Raw genomic sequence first — 21,002 nt, 5'->3', positions numbered from 1 at the left:
GTGATGAGGGTGTAGCGGTGTTCGAACTGACCAAGCTGACCATTTCGAGCGACCTGCAAGCAGTCGCTATGAAGCGCAGCAAATGGATCCTCGGCATATTTGTCGGTCTCGCGCTGCTGATGGGGATGCTCAGCTCGACGTTGTTCGACAGAGTCCAGGGCGGTGGCTACAGCGACCCCGGCGGCGAATCCAGCCGGGCCACCGAGATTCTGCGCGATACCTTCGGTCAGGCGCCGCCGAACTTCGTGCTGCTGGTGCACAGCGACACCTCGGTCGACGATCCCGAATCGGCAACGGCCGCGGTGAAATTGGCGCTGAAGCTGAAGGATGAGCCGGGTGTCGCGGGTGTCATGTCGTACTGGATGGACAAGTCGCCCGCGCTGCGCAGCGCCGACGGCAAATCCGGGCTGATCGTCGCGAGCATTCTCGGCGAGGAGGGTGCGGTCGACCAGAAGGTCGGCGGTCTTGCGGATCGTTACGGTGGCACGCACGGGCCGGTGCAGGTCCGGGTCGGCGGTTACGCGATGTTGTTGCACGAGACCGTGCAGCAGAGCGAGAAGGACGTCGTCCTCGGCGAATCCATCGCCTTCCCGATCACCCTGATCGCCCTGCTGTTCGTATTCGGCGGTTTGGTGGCGGCCAGCCTGCCGCTGGTCGTCGCGGCGGTGACCGTGATGATCACCATGGGCGCGCTGTGGATGATCACCCTGGTCACCGATCTCGCCGCGACCGCGACCAATGTCGCGACCCTGCTCGGTCTCGGTCTCGCGATCGACTACAGCCTGCTGATCATCAGCCGCTACCGCGACGAACTGGCCGCAGGCGCCGCAACCGGTCCTGCCGTCGCCGCGACCATGCGTTCGGCCGGGCGTACCGTGGCCTTCTCGGCGGTCACCGTCGCGGTAGCGCTGTCGGGACTGCTGTTCTTCCCACTGCTCGCGGTGCGTTCCATGGGGTATGCAGGTCTGACCGTCGCTGCGATCGCCGCGACGGTATCGCTGACAGTGCTGCCCGCGATTCTGCTGGTGCTCGGCAGTCGCATCGATCGCGGCCAACTCGGCTGGTTCTTCCGTCCGCAACGTCCCGCGCCCGGTGAGGGCTTCTGGCATCGGCTCGCGGTATTCGTGATGCGCAAGCCGGTACCGATCGGTCTGGCTGTCACTACATTCCTGCTGCTGCTCGGGGCCCCTTTCCTCGGTGTGAAACTCGGCTTCCCGGACGAGCGGGCCTTGCCGGAGTCGATGAACAACCGGCAGATCACCGAGACCATCCAGCGCGACTTCGCCGCCACCGACACCAATGGACTTTTCGTCGTACTGCCCGACGGTAAATCCGGGCTGGACGCCTACGCCAGGAAACTCTCCGAACTCGACAACGTCCGACGCGTCGACACCGCCACCGGCAGCTACGCCCACGGCGGGCAACTCGCCCCGGCCATGGCAGAGCACGCGCGCTTCGAAACCAAGGACGCCGCATACCTTTCGGTGACACCGGACACCAGCGATCCGGCGCTGCTGGATCGGGTGGCCGAGGAGTTGCGCGCAGTGCCCGCACCCGCACAGCGGTTGGTCGGCGGTATCGCGGCCGCGAGCGCCGATTCTCTCGATGCGGTGACCTCGGCGCTGCCCGTGGCACTGGCCTTCGTCGTGATCATCATGCTGGTCGTACTGTTCCTGCTGACCGGCAGCGTGGTGCTGCCGCTGGTCGCGATCGTGCTCAGCGCACTCAGCCTCACCGCGACCTTCGGGGCGCTGGTCTGGATTTTCCAGGACGGGCACCTGTCCGGCCTGCTCGATTTCACCGTGACCGGCGACCTGCCGCCGACGGTGCCGGTCATGCTCTTCGGTGTCGCCTTCGGTCTGGCCATGGACTATCAGGTATTCCTGCTGTCACGGATCCTCGAAGAATACGAACGCACCGGCAAGAACGAATCCGCGGTTGCCCATGGGCTCGAGAAGATCGGCCGGATCGTCACCGCCGCCGCAGTCCTGATCTCTCTGGTATTCCTGGGATTCCTGGCCTCGGACATCACCTTCATGAAGGCCTTCGGTATCGGTCTGCCGCTGGCGGTGCTGGTCGATGCGACCCTGGTCCGCGGCTTCCTGCTGCCCGCGGTGATGAAACTGCTCGGCGACTGGAACTGGTGGGCGCCCGGCCCGCTCGAAAAGCTGCACGAGCGTTTCGGATTCGATGAAGGACCGTCCGCGCCGTCACTGCCCGATCCGGAAGATCTGCGCCAGCCCGCCAGGGTTTAAAACGCCGATGGCCGTGCGGTATTCGCCGCACGGCCATCAGTTCTGTTGGGACGGTTCAGATTCCGCCGGTAGACAGCAATCCGCCGTCGACGCGGATCGTCTCACCGGTGATCCACTCGGCCTCGTCCGAGACCAGGAATCCGATCAGCTGCGCCACATCCTCCGGCGCACCGAGTCGCTTCATCGGGTACACGCTCGCGGCCCGCTCCTCATCCGCCGAGTACAGCGCATCGGCGAACTTGGTCTTGATCACGCCCGGCGCCACCGCGTTCACCCGGATGTTCGGGCCCAGCTGCCAGGCCAGTTCGTCGGTGAGCCGGATCAGCGCGGCCTTCGACGCGCCGTACGCCGCGATCACGCCGGTCGAGCGCAGCCCGGCGACACTGGCCACATTCACCACCGCACCGCCGTGCTCGCGCATCCAAGCCTTGTAGGCCTCCTGCACGTAGCCGAGCGCCGCGACGACATTGACGTCGAAGATCTTGCGCACCGCCTCCAGGTCCGCATCCATGAGCGAGCCGTAGACCGGATTGATGCCGGTGTTGTTGATCAGGATGTCCAGCGAGCCGAATTCCGAGACCACCCGCGCAACCGCGGCGGCCCGGCTGTCCGGATCACCCGAATTGCCCGCCAGCGCGCTGACCTCGCCCCGATGGCCGAGCGCCCGCAGCTCGGCGGCGGCCTCCTCGAGTGGTTCCGGTTTGCGGGCGGTGATCAGCACATTCGCGCCGCGGCGCAACAGCTCGGCGGCGACAGCCTTGCCGATGCCCCTGCTGGCTCCGGAAACGAGTGCGCTCTTGCCCAACAGATCGGTCGTCATGTGATGGCACGCTACCGCAGTAGCCGGATCGTCGAGCTCTCGGACACCGGACCGCGCCCCAGCTCGGTGTTCCCAGCGGCGGGAGTACGGACAAATATCGTCGGTGCGCATCGGATTACGCTGCCGGACAGGGTTTCGGCGGAAAGGTACGGAGCATGGCTGTCGATACATCGCTGCCGTCGCGCCCGGATGCGCCTATCCTCAACGCCTTCGTCGGCCATATAGAGGCGGTGCTGGCGAAGTTGGTGAAGGCGGTGGGCGACGGGTCGGCGAAGTCGATTACCGTCGACGGGCTCCAGGGCTTGGGGGAGTCGCAGCTGAAGGATGGCGATCTCGTCACGAAATACCATGCTCAACAGAGCGACGCCACGAAATATCGAGACGATCTGAACTCGTTGGACAGCAATATCGCCCAGATCGCGTCGAAGTCGGCTGACGTGTCCAACACCGTGACCACCGAGGTGGAAGGCCTGGTGAAGAACGTCAAAGGGATTATTGCCGATGTGCCGAATCTGACCGATGTTCCGCTGCCCCGCAGCATCGAGTTGCAGATAACCGCCATCGACAAGATCGATAAAGAGGTCGACAAAACGGCGAAGGCAGTCTCGGACGCGTACGAAGCATTGGACGACCACGCCGGAAAGATCACCGACCCGGAGTCGGACCACAGCGGAAGTGCCCCGAATTCGATCGGTAGCGGTAACCAGTTCCCCGCCTATACCGGGAGCGGCGGAAACGGCCGCAACACCAGTGGACCCGCTGGGCTTGGCAACGGCGCGAATGCTCAACCGATCGGTGGTGGTCAGAAGGTGACCGCCAAGAAGATCTACGACTATCTGATCAGCAAGGGCTTCACACCGGCGCAAGCGGCAGGCATCTTGGGCAATATGCAGGTCGAGTCCGGTTTCGATACCGGCGCGTACAACCCGGGCGAAGGCGCCATTGGCCTGTGCCAGTGGGAGGGTGGTCGACGGGCGAATCTCGAGGCATTCGCCGCCTCGCAGGGCAGATCCGTCACCGACTGGCAGACCCAAGTCGATTTCATGATTCACGAACTGAAGGGCAGCGAATCGAGCGCCTACGGTCATCTGACGTCGGCGAGCTCGGCCGGTGCCGCGGCAGCGGCGTTCGATCAGTACTACGAACGAAGCTCGGGTGAGGCCCGTGGCCAGCGCGTTGCGAACGCCAACAGCATCGCGTCCAGCATGGCCGGCGTAGCGGCCTAGCGTCGATCCCGGAGTTAGCGCGGTCACACCTGGATCGTGGGGTGTCAGAAGCACCGCTGGCACCAGGTAAAATCGGTGGTTCTTGTGCGGGTTCGCCCCGCACAATCGAACAGCAACCGACCAGCACCACGTACCCGTAGGAGAAGCCTGTGATCACCGCGACGGACCTGGAGGTCCGGGCCGGCGTCCGCACCCTGCTGTCGGCCCCCGGGCCCGCGCTGCGGGTGCAGGCCGGCGACCGGATCGGACTGGTCGGACGCAATGGCGCGGGCAAGACGACCACGCTGCGCATTCTGGCGGGCGAGGGTGAGCCCTACGCTGGAAAGATTTTGCGCTCCAGCGATATCGGCTATCTCCCGCAGGATCCGCGCGAGGGCAATCTGGACGTACTCGCCCGCGATCGCGTCCTCTCCGCCCGCGGCCTGGACACCCTGCTGCGCGATATGGAGAAGCAGCAGGCGCTGATGGCCGAGGTGGTCGATGACGCCGAACGCGAGAAGGCGGTGCGCAAATACGGTCGGCTGGAGGAACGCTTCTCCGCGCTCGGCGGCTATGTGGCCGAGAGCGAAGCCGCGCGCATCTGCAATAGCCTCGGCCTGCCCGATCGGGTGCTCGGCCAGGCGCTGCGCACGCTCTCCGGTGGTCAGCGCCGACGAATCGAGTTGGCGCGCATCCTGTTCGCGGCTTCCGACGGCAGCGGCGGACGCTCGGACACCATTCTGCTGCTCGACGAGCCGACCAACCACCTCGACGCCGACTCCATCACCTGGCTGCGCGGCTTCCTGCAGAACCACGACGGCGGCTTGATCGTGATCAGCCACGATGTCGAACTGCTCGGCGATGTGGTGAACAAGGTCTGGTTCCTGGACGCGGTGCGTGGTGAGGCCGACGTCTACAACATGGGCTGGCAGAAATATCTGGACGCGCGTGCCACCGACGAACAGCGCCGCCGGCGCGAACGTGCCAATGCCGAGAAGAAGGCCAGCGCCCTGCGTGCCCAGGCGGCCAAACTCGGCGCCAAGGCCACGAAAGCCACTGCGGCACAGAACATGGCCAAGCGCGCGGACCGATTGATGGCCGAACTCGACGACGTGCGGGTGGCCGACAAGGTCGCGCGGATCAAATTCCCCGAACCCGCCACCTGCGGCAAGACCCCGCTGATGGCCGAGAACCTGACCAAGGTCTACGGCTCGCTGGAAATTTTCACCGGCGTCGATCTGGCCATCGACCGCGGCAGCCGCGTCGTAGTGCTCGGTCTCAACGGTGCGGGCAAGACCACGCTGCTGCGCCTGCTCGCCGGGGTGGAGACGCCGACGGCGGGCGGTCTCGTTCCTGGTCACGGGCTCAAAATCGGCTACTTTGCCCAGGAGCACGACACCCTCGACGATCAGGCCACGGTGTGGGAGAACATCCGCCATGCCGCGCCGGATGCGGGGGAGCAGGAGTTGCGCGGACTGCTCGGTGCGTTCATGTTCTCCGGAACGCAGCTGGACCAGCCCGCAGGCACCCTCTCCGGTGGTGAGAAGACCCGTCTCGCGCTGGCGGGGCTGGTTTCCTCGGCGGCCAATGTGCTGCTGCTGGACGAGCCGACCAACAACCTGGACCCGATTTCGCGCGAACAGGTCCTCGACGCGCTGCGCACCTATGCGGGCGCGGTCGTGCTGGTCACCCACGACCCGGGCGCGGCCGAGGCACTGTCCCCGGAACGGGTGATCTTGCTGCCGGACGGCCAGGAAGACCACTGGTCGGCGGAATATTTGGAACTGATTCAGCTGGCCTGATCCGGGGTGGTCCGGCCGGAGTTGCGTTGCGGGCGGTGGGTTTTCGCTTCCCCGGGATCCGATCTCCGGTGATTTTCATCACAAGGACCCGTTGATCACAGCTTCCCGAGTGTCTAGCCTGGAAAGACGCGGCTCGGCGACTCGGAGGAAGCCATGAGCGACAGGCCCACACAAGTCAAGGCCACACTGGGTAAGGGCACACGCGTCACGGGGAAATCACGAGACCGTTTGCAAACCCAGCTGAAGAAGCAGTACGAGGCGGGTGCCAGCATTCGATCGCTGGCCCGGTCCACCGGCCGCTCCTACGGCTTCATCCACAACGTGCTGGTGGAGTCGCACGTGCAGCTCCGCAGTCGTGGCGGCGCGAACCGCCGCAAGAGCCAGTAGCGTTCCTGGATCTGGATGCCGGTGTCGGCGAATGGATTTCGCCGACACCGAGCGAGATCGTGCGCGCTAATAGCCCGGAACCGCGCCGTCGCCGTTGACCAGCAGGTTGGCGAGGCTGCAGAACATCGGCAGGCCCGTCTTGATCTCCAGATACGCGAACTGGCCCTGTGGGTTGACCTCGAGGAAGTAGTACTCACAGTCGAGGCCGAGGCGTAGATCCAGCACGCCGAAGCTCAGGCCGAGTGCGCCCATCAGCGTCGCCAGCGACTTGCTGACCGAGGCGGGCAGATGCTCCGGTACGAAGTCGACCGTGGTGTCCAGCCGGGAATCGACCCGGCCGACCCCGGACTGCGAGTCGATGCGCACCGCCCACTCGACGCCGTCCATCCACACCACACGCAGATCGCACTGTGCCTCGACGTAGTCCTGGAAGGTGGTCGGCGCGGAGCGGATGCCCGCGAGGCGGCCGAAGTCGGCCTTGGTAATCAATCGGGTTTCTGCGAATTCGGCGCGTCCGGTGCCGGTTCGCTTGTAAACCACCGAGCCCGAACGTGATTCGACGAAGCTGCGTGCCTCGTCCGGATCGTTGGTGATGAGCGTTTCCGGAATCGCGAAGCCGGCTCGCCGTGCCGTCTCCAACTGCACGATCTTGCGGCTCGCGGTGCGATCGGCGCCCGGATCGTTGACCCAGTACGCCGGAATCGACCACAGCAGACCCTGGATGAAGCCATCGCACTCGGCTTGGCGGTAGGCGTCATCCGAGGCGCGCACGCCGGCCGGAACCTGTGCGGGATGCGGTCTGCGCCACCAGACCGAGCGGACGTCGTCGAGCCCGATCACATGCGACAGCGAACGCGTGGTGCCGTGCCGATCGAGCCGGAAACTTCCGGACTCGCGCGGGAAGTCGCGCAGGTCGAGGTGAATCGGGCTGAGCCCGTGGTGTTCTCGCAAGGTTGCCGCCATCGCGGTCCCGTGCAGATCATCGGATTCGGAGACGATGAGGACCGAACCTGTCCGGCGCGCCGCCATGCGCAGTTCCGTTCAGTCGAGACTGTCGCAGTTTATGCCGTCGTCGCTTGTCGCGAGCGATTTGGTTTGGCAGTAGGTGAAGGTCGCTCCGCTGGTGCCCAGGCAATCGGCGAGCTGCAGGCTGTCGGCCCAGGATGCGGTGAGTTGTTGCAGCGCTTCATCTCCCAGTGCCGCGGAGGGTTCCTCGGCCAGTGTCATGGGCCGGTCGACGAGGTCGATGCGCAGACGGCGGGTGAAATCGGCGGTGGCGCCGGGACGGATATCCATGAGCACCGGACGGCCTTCGCGCTCGGTGGTCGCGCCGTCGGTCCAATCGAGGACCCGGAGGACATCGTCGCGCCGGAAGGTCCAGGTTCCTTCGGTCACTCTGACCGTGAAATCTCGTTCCGACTCGGCCACCAGCAGTCCCTGCAACGCGGGGACGCGGTCACCCGCCGGCCCGGTGCCGGGGAGGTGGATTGCGTCGGTCATAGTGAGCTCTCCGATCTGCTCGCGATTTGCCAGGACCCCGAGCGGGAACTGGATCATATCGCGCAAGCGGTCTCGCACGGTCCGGATCGCGAGATTTCACCGCCGCTGGCAAACTAGATTTCGCTCGGGATGTGCTAGCGCCGAAAGATTTTCAGTATGGGCCCGCCACGGCATCAGCAACCCTCGAGCTACTTTCGGGCAGTTCTGGCGGTCGATATTGCCCGGGATCGGCGGCCGTGCATCCGTTGGCGCGGATCTACCCGCCGCTGTTCAGGGTCCGAGCAGATCCGGTTGTTCGGCGATGGCGCGCAAGTGTTCGCCGGGATCGGTGACCAATTTGCGTGCGGTGAGATCCAAGATGCCGAGTACCACCTCGACCTCTGCTGCGACAGTACCGTCGATCTCGCGCATCTCCTGGTGTATTCGAAAGATCTTGCCGCCGGCTTCTCCGCCTCCCCGGATCTGGGTGCCTCGACCGTCTCGGCGCGGGCCGGCGGTCGACCGTTCGGTTGCGTTTTGGACGCACCCGACGAGTTACTCATGTGCGTACGAAATCAGTTGTCGCTGTGTTGCTTCACGAATCGCGCCGGTTCGCGTTGCGCTCGGCCCACCATTCGGGCGACTCGACGAACCAGTTGTCGAATTCCTCCTGGGATGCCGCCAGTTCTTCGAAGGTGGCCTCGCCCTTGACCAGCCGATCGAGCAGGCGGAAGTAGCCGAAGCGCTCCACCGCGGGCATCAGGGCGATCAGGATCCGCGCGGAGCTGTCCGGGGCGGCGCCGAAAGCGTGCGGCATGAGCTTGGGGACGACGATCGACCCGCCCGCTCCGACGGTGACGATCTTGTCCCCGGCCAGTACCTGCAGTTCGCCGTCGGCGACGTAGAACAGCTCGTCCGACTTGGTGTGGTAGTGCGGTGCCGCGCCGTCTGCGCCTTTGTCCATATTGACCTCCAGATGGCTGACCGCGCCGCCCGCTTCGTTCGAGTCGATGAGCAGGCGCATGGTGACCGAGGGGGTCACCAGGGTCTCGGCCTCCTGTGGCTGGCGGATGGCGAAAGAGCGGTCGGCAATGGCGTTCATGGCGGTCTCCAAGTGGTTCGCTGAGATATAATTCGCTAGCGAACTATATCTCAGCGAATAGAATGCTGTCCATGGCTGAGACGCGACAACTGATTTCGCAGGCACATGGGTAACTCGCCGGGTACGCCCAGAACGCCGCCAGGCACTCGACCGTCGGCCCGCAATGACACTGTCGCGGCAGGAGCGACCGGCAAAAGGCTCGGGGAGGCGGGACAGGATCCGGTGGATGCGATCGTCGAGCAGTGGCGGCGGGAGCGGCCGGACCTCGAGTTGGAGGCGATGGGCGTGATCGGGCGGCTGGGTCGGCTGCTCGTGGTCGCGCAGCGGGATATCGAGGCGGTCTTCATCGCGCACGGGCTGCAACGCGGCGAGTTCGATGTGCTTGCCGCACTGCGTCGTTCGGGTGAGCCGTTCGAACTGAACCCATCGGTGCTCGCCGACACTCTGATGCTGTCGCGCGCCGGAATGACCGGGCGGCTCGACCGTCTGGAGTCGGCGGGGTCGGTCCGGCGCATCGCGGATGCGGAGGATCGCCGCGCCATCCGGGTTGCGCTCACCGAGGCGGGCCGCACACTGATCGACAAGGTCGTCACCGCGCATACCGAGAACGAGACCAGGATGTTGTCGGTCCTTTCGGCGAAGGATCGACGCGACCTGGATCGGATCGCCCGGGTACTGCTCGGGAGCCTCGAGGGCGGGGTGTAATAGGGTAGTTCGCTACTCGGGTGCTGGGCGGGTCATGAGTTCACCATGGGACGATGATCGACATCATCACCCTCCGCGGCACGGGTGAACCGCGGAATATCAATGGGACGCCCGCCGGCATGCTGCGCGATGTCACGAAACTGCTCGATCCCGGCCGTTTCACCGCCTTCGAGCCGGACTGGCCTGCCTCGGTCGGGCCGAGCCCGGATCTGTGGGGCCCTTCGCTGGATACCTCGATCCGGCTCGGTGTTGCCGCGGGCGTGCGGGCGATTCAGGACTCGCCGAATGTCTGTGGGCTGCTGAGTTATTCGCTCGGAAGTATCTGTGCGAGCAAGATTCTGGAGGGAGTGCGGTCGGGTAAGTACAAGAACACCGACGGCTCGCCCCTCGAGATCGCCTTCGCCGTCAATATCGCGAACCCACTGCGCAAACGCGGCCAGTCGGTCGGCAATCTGTGTCCGGCAACGACTTACGGCCTGCACGGGGAACGCGGCTCCTGGCCGGCCCTCGATGTCAAGGAGTATGCGAATCCGGGCGATATCATCACCGCGTCGCCAGGCGACTCGCCGCTGCGGGTCATCGATGTCGGCATCTCGCCGTTCTCGTTCGTCGAAGGCGCCCGCATCGGAAACGTGGCTCCGCTGATCTTCGCCGAATTGCTGCGTTTCCTGATGAACGATCCAATCGACAATCTCGATCGCTATGCGACCGCGGTCAACGGTGTCATCGGCTATCTGACGCCGTGGCCGGACGGTCAGCACGTTCTCTACTCCGGACACAATATGCCCGGCACGAATGTGCTGTGGACGACCCATGCCGCCGACTATCTGAACGCCAACTACTGACCCGTCCGCGGCGGTTTCCGCCGGGGGCAAGGCTACCATCATCCTCACTCTCCCCGGGCGGCGTCGCACCAGAGATTGCGGCTCAATCCCCTTGTGCGGCAGCGGAGATGGGCTGCCACTCGCGCCAGAGCGCCAGGCGGGATTCGTAATCCGCGGTGGCGATGGTCAGCGGGACCTCGCCGAGGAAAATGCGCAGCGGCGGCTCGGGCGCATCGACGACCGCGAGGATGGCGGCGCTGGTGGCGGCCGGATCGCCCTGGCGCACCGCCGAGCGTTGGGCGGCTCGCGCGGCCCTGGCCGCATCGTAGGCCGGGAGCGGGGTGGCATGCCGCGAAGAGGGGCCAGCCCAGTCGGTGCCGAATCCGCCCGGTTCGATCAGGGTGACGTGAATGCCGAAGGGTGCGACCTCCTGAGCGAGCGCCTGTGAGAAACCTTCCAGCGCCCACTTCGACGCGTGGTACGCACCGAGGTTCTGGAAGGCGGAGATACCGCCGATGCTCGATACCTGGATGATGTGGCCGCCGCCCTTGGCCCGCAGGATCGGCAGTGCGGCCTGGGTGACCCACAGTGCGCCGAAGACATTGGTTTCCAATTGGGCGCGGAACTCGTCCTCGCTGAGTTCCTCGATCATGCCGAACTGACCGTAACCGGCATTGTTGATCACGATATCGAGCCGCCCGAATCGCTCGGCGGCCTGCTGTACCGCGGCAAAATCACCGTCCCGGTCGGTGACGTCCAACTGCAGCGGAAGGAATGTGTCCGGATACTTGGCGACGAGATCATCGAGTGTGCTGGTATCGCGCGCCGTGCCGGCCACTTGATCGCCACGCTCCAATGCGGCGAGTGCCCATTCACGGCCGAATCCTCGTGAGACTCCGGTGATGAACCAAGCTTTGCTCATACGACCCACGCTAGTGACCTGGAGTGCACTCCAAGCAAGTATTTATCGCGGTCGCAGCGTAACCGGCAGCGCCGAGGGAGACAGGACGAAGTCTCGATTGGAGGCGCGCACCGTGTAGTTCGGGTCGGGTGTCGGGCGCCAGCGGGCCAGCAGCGCGGCGGCGGCGAGGCCGATCTCGATCATGGCGAAATGGTCGCCGAGGCACCGGCGACGGCCGACGCCGAACGAAAGGTTGGCCTTCTTGTCGATATCGGCTGCGCGCTCGGGCGACCAGCGATCCGGGTCGAACGCTTCCGGATCGGCGTAGTAGCGCTTGTTGTGCTGAACCAGGTAGGGGGAGAACATGATTGCGGTGCCGTCCGGAACGGTGAGTCCGCCGATGGTGACGTCGCCCTCGGCGGTGCCCGCGCTGATCCACGGCCCCCAGAACCGAAGCGTCTCTGCCACAACCTGTTTCAGGTAGGGAAGGGCGCCGAGATGATCGGCGCGGACCGGGCCCGTTCCAACGACGGAATCGAGTTCGGCATACAACCGCTCGGCGATGTGTGGGCGACGCATGACCTCGTGCCAGAGCCAGCCGGTCAGCGATGCCATCGAGCCGACGCCACCGGCCAGCATGAGGATCGCTTCGTCGATGATGTGCTCATCGGACAGCGTCGCGCCGGTCTCGCTGTCGGTGTGCCGGATGAGCGCCGAGACCACATCGTTGAAATCCTCGTCGCGGCGGCGGTATTCGGCGATGACGGCGCCGATGGCCGCGCGTAGGTGGCGAGCCTTGGTGCGCCAGCGCCAGTTCGAGATGAGCCGCAGTCGGCGCACCTGCGGGGGCAGCGCGGTGCGCAGAATGACCTGACTGAGCAGCCATGGGACGCTGTCCCGGATCTCGCGGCGCGCGTGATCGCTGAACTCGGCGGTGAACAGTGTCGAGGAGACCGTGTCGAGAATCAGGCCGTGCGCCTCGTCCATGAGATTCACGCGTCTGCCCGAAGGCAGTCCCGCCGACCAGGTTTCGGCGATATCGGCCGCCGACCGCGTGTATTCGGTAAGCCTGCTCTGCCGCAGTGCGGGCGAGATCATGCGTCGCCGCAGCTTGTGTTCTTCACCGCGCAGAACATTGACGGAGCCGCCCGCGACATCCTCGATGGCCTCACGCAGATCGTCCCGATTGAGTTCGGCATCGCCGAGCCCGACCTCGCGCACGAGATCCGGTGTGGTGAGCAGATATCCGGTCTTCTGGCCGAACCGCAGGCGCACGATCGGGCCGAGATCGGCCAGCGAGGTGACGAAGCCCGGAGCGTCGCGCAGGGCCCGCAGACTGTGGCCGACCAGTGGCAATCGACCAGGCGCGGTAGGTACGTCCGAAAGTGACTGCGGCATGACCAGTTCTGGGCTGCGCGCGGACTCGGCCCGAGCCTGTCGATATATTTCGAGCACGGTCCCGATGTGCTGCGACTGGCGCACCGAGTCGCCGTATTTGCCGAGAATCTGGCGCATTTCCGCGAGCGCGGTGCGATCGGCGTCGAGTTCGGCAATGGTGTCGGCGATCGCTCCCGGCGACGGGTCGGCGGTGCGAATGCCACCCCCGGCAGGCACCGACTCGTCGAGATCGGCATCGCAATAGATGATCGGCAGGCCGACTGCCACCGCCTCCAGCAGGACCATGCCCTGTGTGTCGAAACCGTTGGAGGGGAACAGCAGTGCGTCGCCTTCGGACATGGCAACGAGGCATTCGGACTGAGTGGCCCTGCCGTGCAAGCGGATTCGGTCCGCGAGTCGATTTTCGGCGATGGTGGCGGCCGCCTGGGTCAGTAGGTCGCCGTCGCCGAAGACGTCCAGTGTGCAGTCGTCGAGATACCGCACTGCCTCGATCGCGGCGAGCAAGCGCTTCTCGGCCGAGAGCCGCCCGCACCAGATCAGCCGCAATGGCGCGTCGATCGCGCGTTCGACAACCGGTGTGCCGCCGAGGTTTTCGATGAGCTCGTCATCGACGCCGTTGGATACCACCCGAAGCGGCCGGGTCAGACCGTGGGCGAGTAGTTGGTCGGCGAAGTGCTGGGTCGGCGCGATGACGCGATCCGCGGCCTGGGCCTGAGCGACGATCGTCCACCAGGCATGGCGTGCCGCACGGCTTTCGGCGCGGTGCGGCATGTGCTGATCGTTCGGTACGAACCGGCCGTGCAGGGCGCGCAGTGCCAGCGCCGCCGGATAGGGTGCGGGTGAGGTGTTCTCGATGAACGCGTCGTCGCGGCTCTGGGCCGTGTGGATCAGCGGAATCCGGTGTCGCCGTGCGGCTTTCATGCCGGCGATGGCGACACCGTAGGTGGTGTGGGTGTGGACGAGGTCGATCAAGCCGTGTGCGGCGAAGGCGGCGTCGATGAGTTCGGCATTGTGCTCGGTCGGCAGCACAACCGGGAATCCGTTCACCGCGAGACCACCGACGGCGCGCAGCGGCACCACATTCGGGAGCCGGTCGGCGCCCGGCTGCGGTGCGACGAACAGGGTGACGCGGTGACCTGCGCGTTCGAGTCCTCGGCACAGCGAAGCGACCGCGGTCTGGACCCCACCGAGGGTGGTCGGGTGGTAGTCCATGAACATCGCTATGTGCACAATGGCACTGTACTGACACATCGCCGCCGTGCGGAGCCCTCAATTCTGTGGAATATCCGGTCGGCGTCGCCAGGGGAACCGACACCGAAAGAGCCGCCGTGAAAATAGCGATTCCGCTCACCGGAACCCGCGGTGATGTCCAGCCCGTCGTGGCACTCGGAGTCGAGCTGCGTCGTCGCGGCCACGATGTGCTGCTCGGGGCGCCGCCGAATCTGGTCGAATTCGCCACGGCCACCGGGCTTGCCGCCCTCGCCTGCGGACCGGATGTGCAGCAACTCTACAGTTCGGACGCCGGGCAGCGGGCGCTGGCCGCGGGCAACACCTTGCGGTTGATGCAATTGGTAGCCCGGCAGATGGCCGATTACGCCCAGCAGATGAATCGAGAAGTCATCGACGTTTGCACGGGTGCGGATCTGATCGTGGCGAGCACGGTCACCGAGGATCGCGCGAGTTCGGTTGCGGAGGCAATGGGGATTCCGCTGGTAAGCCTGCATTACTTTCCCTGCCGGAGTAATGGCGCATATCCGTTCCCGGGTGCGCTGCCGCCGCGGTGGAATCCGCCCGCGGCCGTGAATCGTGCGACATGGGCGGTCGCGGAGAATCTGCGCCGGGTGGTGTTCATGCGTTATCTCAACGAGCTACGCGCGACGCTCGGCCTGCCGAAATCACGGGCGAGTACCGCAGCGGTATTGGCACGTGCGCATGTTCCCGAGGTGCAGATCTACGATCCGGCGTTGGTTCCCGGATTGCCCGAACAATGGGATGAGCGTAGGCCGTTCACCGGATTTCTGACGCTCGATCACGCTGCCCGTGAGGCCGTCGGTGATCTGGCCGGCGACCACGCCGGCATTCTGTCGTGGATCGAGGCGGGGGAGCCGCCCGTGTTCTTCGGATTCGGCAGTATGCCCATTCGGGATACGGCCGCGGTGCTGGCGATGGTTATCGAGGTGTCTGCTCGTTCGGGTGTGCGTGCTTTGGTCAGTGCGGGATGGAGTGATCTGGATATTGCCGATGCGCAGGCAGGGCCGAATGTGAAAGTTGTCGGTCCGTTCGCGCACGATCTGGTTTTTCCGTATTGTGCCGCGGCGGTGCATCACGGCGGTATCGGGACGCTGTTCGAGAGTCTGCGCGCCGGATTGCCGACGTTGGTGTGCTCGGTGTCGTTCGAACAACCGATGTGGGGCGGGCAGGTCGAGCGGCTCGGTGTGGGTGCGCATCTGCCGTTCACGCGACTGACCGAAGCCCGGCTGGAACAAGGCGTCGCGTCGCTGCTGACGCCCGAACGCCGCTCCCGTGCAGCAGAATTCGCGAAGACGCTGAGCGCCGAGGACGCCGCCGCCCGCACCGCCGACATCATCGAAACCGCCGCCCGGTGACCGACGTCTTCGCCGACACCCTCGTCATGTTCCGACGCTGTGCCCGGCACACCTTGCGCAGCCGCGACACCCTGATCATTTCGCTGCTCATGCCGATTCTGGTGATGCTGCTGTTCACCTACGTCTTCGGCGGTGCCATCGATGTCGGCGGACCCTACCTCGACTATGTGGTGCCCGGAATCATGTTGCTGTGCACGGGTTTCGGCTCATCGATCACCGCCACCGCCGTATCCGCCGATATGACAGGGGGCAGCATCGACCGCTTCCGCACCCTGCCGATGTTCCGTCAGGCCGTGCTCGCGGGCCACGTCGCCGAGGGCGTTGTCCGCAATCTCGCGGCCATCGCCATCGCGGTCACGGTGGCGCTCGCGCTCGGCTACCGCCCGCAGGCCGGTCCACTCGGCTGGCTGGCGGCCCTCGCGGTAATCACCCTGTTCGTCACCGCCATCTCCTGGATCGCCGTCGCGCTCGGCCTGGTCGCCAAGAATCCGGAAGCCGCCGGCGGCCTCACCTACGCCATCATGTTCATCCCCTACATCAGCAGCGCCTTCGTCCAAACCACCACCATGCCCGACTGGCTACGCGGCTTCGCCGACTACCAACCCGCCACCCCCATCATCGAAACCGTGCGTGGACTCCTGAACTCCCTGGACACCGGCCACAACGCCCCCCTCGCCCTCCTCTGGTGCGCTGTGCTGGGCACCCTCGGATTCGCCGGTGCCGGCATCGTATTCAGTCGGCTATCGCACAGCTGACCAGCTTCTACATGCCGCGGGTGAAGATCGACGAGAATTGCGGAACGGCGTCGCATCCCGTTGTAGGGCTCAGCGCATATTGCGGTGACCAGTGGCCAGTTCGGTCATTACCTTGTCGGCGCCGAAGAGACGCTGGACGCGGCTCGAGAGATTGGGGGCGATCAGGGCCAATGTCGCGCCGAGGCGGACCGGGAGCGGGGCCACGTCGGTTTCGGCGATGTTCCGTTCGATCGCTCGGACCACGGCTTTCGCGACGTCTTCCGGGCTCCGGGTGCCGACGCCCGGTGGTACGGTCGCGCCGGATTTGACGAACATGCCCGCGTCCCTGACGAATCCGGGGTAGATCGAGGAGACACCGATGCCCCGGCTTTGCAGGTCGGCGCGTAAGGCCAAGGCGAAGCCGCGCAGTCCGAATTTTGTCGCGTTGTACATCGCCGCCTTGCCGGATGCGGCCTTGCCGGACAGGGAGTTGATGAAGACCAGGTGTCCTGTGCCGCGTTCGGCCAGCTGCGCACCGGCAAGGCGGGCAAGCACGATGGGGGCGCGCAGATTGACCTCGAGCGCCCGATCGATCTCGGTCAGCGAATAGTCGAGCAGGTCGCCCGAACCGGGCAGTGCGGCGTTGGCGATGACGACATCGAGGTCACCGGCCTCCTCGAGCAGCTTCTCGGCACCGCCCGGCACGGCGAGGTCCGCGACCACCGCCCGCGCGCCGAACCGGGTCGCGACCTGGTCGAGTGCTTCGGCTCGCCGTCCGGACAGCACTACGTTCGCACCCCGTGCGGTGACCGCGGCGGCGATCGCGACCCCGATCCCGCCCGTCGCGCCGGTGATCAGGACTCGTGCTCCGTTCAGTTCCATGTCGACGATTATTGTCGAGATTCCGCATTCCGTGACGCATCTGTGGTTGCAGGATGTCGCCGTGACCGGATGGTTCGCGCGGGTATGCCGCGGCTGACTCACTCCTTGCGGCGGACCGAGGCTTCTACGAGATCCAGTACGGCCGAAAGGTTTTCGTTGGTGTGTCCGGAGGCGATGCGGGCGATGAGCCCGTCCAGCACGAGGTCCAGATATCCGAGCAACACATCGGTCGGGACATCGTCGCGCAAAGCGCCTGCGGCCTTGCGGCGTTCCAGGCGGGCGAGGGTGGCAGCGGTGAGTTCGGCGGAGCGCTGGGTCCAGCTCGCACGGAATTCCGGATCGGTGCGCAGGCGGCGCGCGATCTCCAAACGGGTTCCGAGCCAATTGAATTGCTCCGGGTGGGCGAGCATATCGCGCATGACCTGCACCAGACCCTGATTGGCCGCGACATCGGCCATGCGGTCGGCATCTTCTTGGGCCAGCGCGAGGAACAGCGCGTCCTTGTCCCGGAAATGGTGGAAGATCGCGCCGCGAGACAGGCCGATGGCCTCTTCCAGGCGGCGCACGGTCGCACCGTCGTACCCGTACTCGGCGAAACAGGCCCGCGCCCCGTCCAGAATCTGACTACGCCGGGCGGCGAGGTGATCATCACTGACTTTGGGCATTTCGGCGGGCTCCTCCGAGCGAAGCGGGCAATGCGATGTGAAGAGGTCCGCGCACCGCGGGTTATGCGGTGCGCGGACCTACTGCAGCACAGTCGTTCAGCCGCGAATCATGTTGCGCAGCACGTACTGCAGGATGCCACCGTTGCGGTAGTAGTCGGCCTCACCGGGGGTGTCGATCCGTACCACCGCGTCGAAGGTGACGACATCACCGTTCTCCTTGGTGGCGGTGACCTTAAGGGTCTTCGGAGTCGCACCCTCGTTCAGCTTGGTGATGCCCTCGATGTCGAAGGTCTCGGTGCCGTCCAGCTTCAGCGACGCGGCCGACTCACCGGCCGGGAACTGCAGCGGAATGACGCCCATGCCAATGAGATTCGAGCGGTGGATGCGCTCGAAGGATTCGGTGATGACGGCCTTCACACCCAGCAGCGAGGTGCCCTTGGCGGCCCAGTCACGCGAGGAACCCGAACCGTACTCCTTACCGCCGAGCACGACCAGCGGGATCCCGGCGGCCTGGTAGTTCTGCGAGGCGTCGTAGATGAACGCCTGCGGGCCGCCCTCCTGGGTGAAGTCGCGGGTGTAACCGCCCGAGACATCGTCGAGCAGCTGGTTGCGCAGCCGGATGTTGGCGAACGTGCCGCGGATCATCACCTCGTGGTTACCGCGACGCGAGCCGAGGGAGTTGTAGTCCTTGCGCTCCACGCCGTGCGAGTCGAGGTACTGCGCGGCCGGGGTGCCCGGCTTGATCGGACCCGCCGGGGAGATGTGGTCGGTGGTGACCGAGTCGCCGAGCAGCGCGAGCACGCGCGCGCCCTTGATGTCCTCGACCGGAACCGGCTCCATATCCATGCCGTCGAAGTAGGGCGCCTTGCGGACGTAGGTCGAGTTCTCGTCCCACGCGAAGGTGTCGCCCTCAGGGGTGTTCAGGCCCTGCCAGCGCTCGTCGCCTTGGAAGACCGTGGCATAGGACTTGGTGAACATGTCCCGGCTGATCGCCGTCTTGATGGTGTCGTCGATCTCCTGAGGGGACGGCCAGATGTCCTTCAGGAAGACATCGTTGCCGTCGGTGTCCTTGCCAAGGGCGTCGGTTTCGAAGTCGAAGTCCATGGTGCCCGCGAGCGCGTACGCGATGACCAGCGGCGGCGAGGCCAGGTAGTTCATCTTCACGTCGGGGGAGATACGACCCTCGAAGTTGCGGTTACCGGACAGCACCGCGGTGACCGACAGGTCGTTGTCGTTGATCGCCTTGGAGATCTCGTCCGGCAGCGGGCCGGTGTTGCCGATGCAGGTGGTGCAGCCGAAGCCGCCCACGTAGAAGCCCAGCTTCTCGAGGTACGGCCACAGACCGGCCTTCTCGTAGTAGTCGGCGACGACCTGCGAGCCCGGGGCCATGTTGGTCTTGACCCACGGCTTGGAGGACAGGCCCTTCTCGACCGCGTTACGAGCCAGCAGGGCCGCGCCCAGCATGACCGACGGGTTGGAGGTGTTGGTGCACGAGGTGATACCCGCGACCACGACCGCGCCGTGATCGAGCACGAAGTCGCCGCGCTCTGGATCGGAAACCTTGACCGGCTTGGACGGGCGGCCGACATTGCCGTTTGCGGCGGACGGCAGCAAGGCGTCATCGTCGGCGAAGGACAGCACGGCCGGATCGGAAGCCGGGAAGGACTCCTCGACGGCCTCGTCCAGGTGCGAGTGCGGGGTGACGGCAGCGGGGCCGGTCTCCGCGTCGCTGGTGTAGTTGTGGATGTCCTTGCGGAACGCGGTCTTGGAGTCCGACAACAGGATTCGGTCCTGCGGACGCTTCGGACCGGCGATCGACGGCACCACGGTGCTCAGGTCCAGCTCGAGGTACTCCGAGTAGGCGGGCTCGTTGTCGGCGTCGTGCCACAGGCCCTGCTCCTTGGCGTACGCCTCGACCAGCGCGAGCTGCTCGTCGGTGCGGCCGGTGAGGCGAAGGTAGTTGATGGTCTCGCCGTCGATCGGGAAGATCGCTGCGGTGGAACCGAATTCGGGACTCATGTTGCCCAGGGTGGCGCGGTTCGCCAGCGGCACCTCGGCGACGCCCTTGCCGTAGAACTCGACGAACTTGCCGACCACACCGTGCTTGCGCAGCATATCGGTGACGGTGAGCACCACGTCGGTGGCGGTCACGCCGGGGTTGATCTCACCGGTCAGCTTGAAGCCGACCACGCGCGGGATGAGCATGGAGACCGGCTGGCCCAGCATGGCCGCCTCGGCCTCGATACCGCCGACGCCCCAACCCAGTACGCCAAGGCCGTTGACCATGGTGGTGTGCGAGTCGGTGCCGACGCAGGTGTCCGGATAGGCCTGGCCGTTGCGGACCATAACCGTGGGGGCCAGGTATTCGATGTTGACCTGGTGCACGATGCCGACGCCGGGCGGCACAACCTTGAAGTCGTCGAAGGCGCCCTGGCCCCAGCGCAGGAACTGGTAGCGCTCGCCGTTGCGCTGGTACTCCAGGTCGACGTTGCGCTCGAGGGCGTCGGCGCGGCCGAACACATCGAGGATGACCGAGTGGTCGATGACCATGTCGGCGGGGGCGAGCGGGTTGACCCTGTTCGGGTCGCCGCCGAGGGTCGTGACGGCCTCACGCATGGTGGCCAGGTCGACGATGCAGGGCACACCGGTGAAGTCCTGCATGATCACGCGGGCCGGGGTGAACTGGATCTCGGTGTCGGGCTCGGCCGACGGATCCCAGTTCGCGATCGCGCGGACATGGTCGGCGGTGATGTTGGCGCCGTCCTCGGTGCGGAGCAGATTCTCCGCGAGGACCTTCAGTGCGTAGGGGAGTTTTTCGGTCCCGGGCACGGCCGAGAGACGGAAGATCTCGTAGGAGTCGCTTCCGACCTCGAGGGTGCCCTTGGCGCCGAAAGTATCGATACTTGTCGTCACGTCAGCTCCACTCGTCTGTGAGGGTGGCCGCGGGCGGGGCTGTGCCCGCGGCTGATTTTTCGAGCGACTTGCAGGCAGTCGCTACGGTTACGTGTTCGGAGGGTTCCAGCGCTGGAACATACTGGCTCCTCGCGGCTTCGAGCCTAACAGTACGCTTGTCCTGTGAAACGCGCGGGTGCCGTTGAACGCGCCGTCCGAAGGTGAGCCGACACTCCGTCGCGTACTGTGCTTTCGAGTTGCTCGGGGTGACCGGTGGGCCTGCACCGCTTCACCCTGCAGTGTTGTATGCCCGTCGCCTCGCGTGCCGATGCGGCTCGACAGACC

General features: G+C 65.5%; 18 protein-coding genes. 8 read left to right on the top strand and 10 right to left on the bottom strand.

Annotation, left to right across the window (positions count from 1 at the left end; genetic code table 11):
* Positions 1–17: 17 nt before the first annotated feature.
* Positions 18–2,255 (top strand): MMPL family transporter, encoded by a 2,238-nt coding sequence (locus ACQPXH_RS18135; RefSeq protein ID WP_433597705.1) that lies wholly within the window; start codon positions 18–20, stop codon positions 2,253–2,255.
* Positions 2,256–2,310: 55 nt separating this feature from the next.
* On the opposite strand, the gene ACQPXH_RS18130 is transcribed toward ACQPXH_RS18135, so the two are convergent.
* Complete coding sequence (locus ACQPXH_RS18130) at positions 2,311–3,075, bottom strand: SDR family oxidoreductase (RefSeq protein WP_433597704.1); 765 nt, start codon at positions 3,073–3,075, stop codon at positions 2,311–2,313.
* A 155-nt stretch (positions 3,076–3,230) separates the two neighbouring features.
* Between ACQPXH_RS18130 and ACQPXH_RS18125 the strand changes: the two genes are divergently transcribed.
* The 3 genes from ACQPXH_RS18125 (at position 3,231) to ACQPXH_RS18115 (ending at position 6,469) form a co-directional block, all read left to right on the top strand.
* Entirely contained in the window at positions 3,231–4,301 is a 1,071-nt protein-coding gene (locus tag ACQPXH_RS18125) for a phage tail tip lysozyme (RefSeq protein ID WP_433597703.1), read from the top strand.
* A 149-nt stretch (positions 4,302–4,450) separates the two neighbouring features.
* A complete protein-coding gene (locus ACQPXH_RS18120; RefSeq protein WP_433597702.1) occupies positions 4,451–6,082 on the top strand; it encodes an ABC-F family ATP-binding cassette domain-containing protein in 1,632 nt (543 codons plus the stop codon).
* 153 nt (positions 6,083–6,235) lie between these two features.
* Complete coding sequence (locus ACQPXH_RS18115; protein WP_063043281.1) at positions 6,236–6,469, top strand: helix-turn-helix domain-containing protein; 234 nt, start codon at positions 6,236–6,238, stop codon at positions 6,467–6,469.
* Positions 6,470–6,535: 66 nt separating this feature from the next.
* Here ACQPXH_RS18115 and ACQPXH_RS18110 read toward each other — a convergent pair whose 3' ends face one another.
* From ACQPXH_RS18110 to ACQPXH_RS18095, 4 genes are all read right to left on the bottom strand, one after another.
* The gene (locus ACQPXH_RS18110; RefSeq protein ID WP_433597701.1) at positions 6,536–7,498 is read right to left on the bottom strand and encodes a hypothetical protein; all 963 of its coding nucleotides are present in this window, start codon (positions 7,496–7,498) and stop codon (positions 6,536–6,538) included.
* A 12-nt stretch (positions 7,499–7,510) separates the two neighbouring features.
* Positions 7,511–8,026 carry a hypothetical protein gene (locus ACQPXH_RS18105; protein ID WP_433597700.1) on the bottom strand — a complete coding sequence of 172 codons (516 nt, stop codon included), beginning with the start codon at positions 8,024–8,026 and terminating at the stop codon, positions 7,511–7,513.
* Positions 8,027–8,239: 213 nt separating this feature from the next.
* Positions 8,240–8,380: a hypothetical protein gene (locus ACQPXH_RS18100; protein ID WP_433597699.1), complete on the bottom strand. Its 141-nt coding sequence runs from the start codon at positions 8,378–8,380 to the stop codon at positions 8,240–8,242.
* A 163-nt stretch (positions 8,381–8,543) separates the two neighbouring features.
* Complete coding sequence (locus tag ACQPXH_RS18095) at positions 8,544–8,972, bottom strand: cupin domain-containing protein (RefSeq protein WP_387286003.1); 429 nt, start codon at positions 8,970–8,972, stop codon at positions 8,544–8,546.
* 300 nt (positions 8,973–9,272) lie between these two features.
* Between ACQPXH_RS18095 and ACQPXH_RS18090 the strand changes: the two genes are divergently transcribed.
* Together ACQPXH_RS18090 and ACQPXH_RS18085 are read left to right on the top strand one after the other, a co-directional pair.
* On the top strand, positions 9,273–9,755 hold the full coding sequence (locus tag ACQPXH_RS18090) for a MarR family winged helix-turn-helix transcriptional regulator (RefSeq protein WP_433597698.1): 483 nt from the start codon (positions 9,273–9,275) through the stop codon (positions 9,753–9,755).
* A gap of 53 nt (positions 9,756–9,808) precedes the next feature.
* Positions 9,809–10,600, top strand: a complete 792-nt coding sequence (locus tag ACQPXH_RS18085; RefSeq protein WP_433597697.1) for a hypothetical protein — start codon at positions 9,809–9,811, stop codon at positions 10,598–10,600.
* A gap of 82 nt (positions 10,601–10,682) precedes the next feature.
* On the opposite strand, the gene ACQPXH_RS18080 is transcribed toward ACQPXH_RS18085, so the two are convergent.
* A complete protein-coding gene (locus ACQPXH_RS18080; protein WP_433597696.1) occupies positions 10,683–11,501 on the bottom strand; it encodes an SDR family oxidoreductase in 819 nt (272 codons plus the stop codon).
* Positions 11,502–11,543: 42 nt separating this feature from the next.
* Positions 11,544–14,108, bottom strand: a complete 2,565-nt coding sequence (locus ACQPXH_RS18075) for a cytochrome P450 (protein WP_433597695.1) — start codon at positions 14,106–14,108, stop codon at positions 11,544–11,546.
* 98 nt (positions 14,109–14,206) lie between these two features.
* Between ACQPXH_RS18075 and ACQPXH_RS18070 the strand changes: the two genes are divergently transcribed.
* Positions 14,207–15,484: a glycosyltransferase gene (locus tag ACQPXH_RS18070; protein ID WP_433597694.1), complete on the top strand. Its 1,278-nt coding sequence runs from the start codon at positions 14,207–14,209 to the stop codon at positions 15,482–15,484.
* 26 nt (positions 15,485–15,510) lie between these two features.
* Positions 15,511–16,239 (top strand): ABC transporter permease, encoded by a 729-nt coding sequence (locus ACQPXH_RS18065; RefSeq protein ID WP_433603495.1) that lies wholly within the window; start codon positions 15,511–15,513, stop codon positions 16,237–16,239.
* Positions 16,240–16,308: 69 nt separating this feature from the next.
* Here the strand turns inward: ACQPXH_RS18065 and ACQPXH_RS18060 are convergent, their stop codons facing one another.
* The 3 genes from ACQPXH_RS18060 to ACQPXH_RS18050 all read right to left on the bottom strand — a co-directional run bounded on the left by ACQPXH_RS18060 (position 16,309) and on the right by ACQPXH_RS18050 (position 20,678).
* A complete protein-coding gene (locus ACQPXH_RS18060; protein ID WP_433597693.1) occupies positions 16,309–17,100 on the bottom strand; it encodes an SDR family NAD(P)-dependent oxidoreductase in 792 nt (263 codons plus the stop codon).
* 98 nt (positions 17,101–17,198) lie between these two features.
* Positions 17,199–17,765: a TetR/AcrR family transcriptional regulator gene (locus ACQPXH_RS18055; protein WP_040691943.1), complete on the bottom strand. Its 567-nt coding sequence runs from the start codon at positions 17,763–17,765 to the stop codon at positions 17,199–17,201.
* Between the two features lie 96 nt (positions 17,766–17,861).
* Positions 17,862–20,678: an aconitate hydratase gene (locus ACQPXH_RS18050; protein WP_433597692.1), complete on the bottom strand. Its 2,817-nt coding sequence runs from the start codon at positions 20,676–20,678 to the stop codon at positions 17,862–17,864.
* Between the last annotated feature and the right edge of the window lie 324 nt (positions 20,679–21,002).

The organism is Nocardia sp. CA-135953 (assembly GCF_050955735.1).
GTDB lineage: Bacteria > Actinomycetota > Actinomycetes > Mycobacteriales > Mycobacteriaceae > Nocardia.
This window is presented reverse-complemented; position numbering and strand designations above follow the sequence as displayed.

What these genes read in the sequence shown, in the direction of transcription:
- ACQPXH_RS18130 (WP_433597704.1), bottom strand. Translation starts at nt 3,075, where the DNA reads ATGACGACCGATCTGTTGGGCAAGAGCGCACTCGTTTCCGGAGCCAGC.
- ACQPXH_RS18125 (WP_433597703.1), top strand. Translation starts at nt 3,231, where the DNA reads ATGGCTGTCGATACATCGCTGCCGTCGCGCCCGGATGCGCCTATCCTC.
- ACQPXH_RS18115 (WP_063043281.1), top strand. Translation starts at nt 6,236, where the DNA reads ATGAGCGACAGGCCCACACAAGTCAAGGCCACACTGGGTAAGGGCACA.
- ACQPXH_RS18110 (WP_433597701.1), bottom strand. Translation starts at nt 7,498, where the DNA reads ATGGCGGCGCGCCGGACAGGTTCGGTCCTCATCGTCTCCGAATCCGAT.
- ACQPXH_RS18105 (WP_433597700.1), bottom strand. Translation starts at nt 8,026, where the DNA reads ATGATCCAGTTCCCGCTCGGGGTCCTGGCAAATCGCGAGCAGATCGGA.
- ACQPXH_RS18100 (WP_433597699.1), bottom strand. Translation starts at nt 8,380, where the DNA reads ATGCGCGAGATCGACGGTACTGTCGCAGCAGAGGTCGAGGTGGTACTC.
- ACQPXH_RS18095 (WP_387286003.1), bottom strand. Translation starts at nt 8,972, where the DNA reads ATGCGCCTGCTCATCGACTCGAACGAAGCGGGCGGCGCGGTCAGCCAT.
- ACQPXH_RS18085 (WP_433597697.1), top strand. Translation starts at nt 9,809, where the DNA reads ATGATCGACATCATCACCCTCCGCGGCACGGGTGAACCGCGGAATATC.
- ACQPXH_RS18080 (WP_433597696.1), bottom strand. Translation starts at nt 11,501, where the DNA reads ATGAGCAAAGCTTGGTTCATCACCGGAGTCTCACGAGGATTCGGCCGT.
- ACQPXH_RS18065 (WP_433603495.1), top strand. Translation starts at nt 15,511, where the DNA reads ATGTTCCGACGCTGTGCCCGGCACACCTTGCGCAGCCGCGACACCCTG.
- ACQPXH_RS18060 (WP_433597693.1), bottom strand. Translation starts at nt 17,100, where the DNA reads ATGGAACTGAACGGAGCACGAGTCCTGATCACCGGCGCGACGGGCGGG.
- ACQPXH_RS18055 (WP_040691943.1), bottom strand. Translation starts at nt 17,765, where the DNA reads ATGCCCAAAGTCAGTGATGATCACCTCGCCGCCCGGCGTAGTCAGATT.